The 1,406-nt window shown below is 64.4% G+C and carries 1 protein-coding gene; it reads right to left on the bottom strand.

What is annotated here, in order from left to right; translation table 11 throughout:
- Nucleotides 1–235: 235 nt before the first annotated feature.
- On the bottom strand, nucleotides 236–1,406 hold a 1,171-nt coding region (locus EN925_RS35830), incomplete at its 5' end, for a penicillin-binding transpeptidase domain-containing protein (protein ID WP_281040696.1).

Genomic DNA, 1,406 nt, shown 5'->3' with positions numbered 1-1,406 from the left:
CCAGACGCTCCCGCCCCCGCCGATGATGGCTATGGCAAGCGAAAGCAACGTCAGGAAGGCAGTTTTGAGCATGAAGGGCCGGGGACACCGAAGAGTTGCCGCTCGGGGATATCGCGGCGCAGGGCCTTGTGGCAAGCGGGCCGATGTAGAATTGCAGCCGCCTCTTCCTTCTCCCCCTGCGGGAGACGGTGGCCGAGCGAAGCTCGGTCGGATGAGGGGTGTTCCAGGCGCGCCATCACAGCGCCGACAGCGTCTCCGGCGGTTGAGGCGTATTGAGGACGGGCGCCGACTGGAACAGGCTGGTCATGTCCCGCAGCGTCTGCGTCGTGCGGCTGGACAGCACCGGCGGCCGTTCGGCGGCTGCATCGGCCACCGCCTGCGCGTCGCTCTTCTTCTGTGCTTCCTCGGCCTTGGCAGCGATCTCCTCGTCGACGAAGGGCTTGTCGATGCCCGGGATCGGCTTGAGGTCGATGTTCTGGTGCGCATAGACCATCAGGCGCTGCCATACCATCGCAGGCAGCGAGCCGCCGGTCATGTTCTTGGTCGGCGTGAAATCGTCATTGCCCATCCATACTGCCGCCGTGTAGTTGCCGGTGAAGCCGACAAACCAGGCGTCGCGGTAGGATTGCGTCGTGCCCGTCTTGCCGGCGACGACGATGTTGGGAAGTTGGGCCCGCCGCGCCGTGCCCATCACCGGTACTGCCGCCAGCATGGTGTTCATCGATTTCAGCGCCTGCTCCGACAACACCCGGTGTGGCGGCGGCGCATCCTTGGCGAAATCATAAACCACCTCGCCGGTGCGGGTGACGAGTTGGCTGATGCCGTGCCGGAAGCCGACGAAACCGTTGTCGGCGAACACGCTGTAGCCCGTCGCCTGGTCCATCACCGTCATGCCCGAGGTGCCCAGCACCATCGTCTTGTGCGCTTCGAGCGGCGATTCCACGCCCATCGCCTCGGCCATGGCCTTGATCGGCCCGATGCCAAGGTGATCCTTGGCCAGCCGAACCGGCACGGTGTTGATCGATTTGGCCATAGCCATGATCAGAGTTACATTGCCCGCCGATCCGCCGCTGTAATTGTGCGGCGACCAGGACCCCCAGCTGATCGGGCCGCCGGAGATGATGGAGTTGGGCGTGAAGCCGTGTTCCATCGCCGTTGCATAGACATAGGGTTTGAATGACGAGCCGGTCTGGCGCAGCGCCTTGGTGGCGCGGTTGAACTGGCTGGCGCCATAGTCGCGGCCGCCGACGATGGCGCGCACGGCGCCGTTGGTCTCGATGACGACGACGGCACCTTCGGTGACGTTGTACTCCTTGCCGAACTGGCGCAGGTGGAACTCCACCGATTCTTCCGCTGCCTTCTGGATGTTCGCGTCGAAGGTGGTTTGGGCAACAAGCGAGTGCTGG

Source organism: Mesorhizobium sp. M7A.F.Ca.US.006.04.2.1, from assembly GCF_004022915.1.
GTDB lineage: Bacteria > Pseudomonadota > Alphaproteobacteria > Rhizobiales > Rhizobiaceae > Mesorhizobium > Mesorhizobium ciceri.
This window is presented reverse-complemented; position numbering and strand designations above follow the sequence as displayed.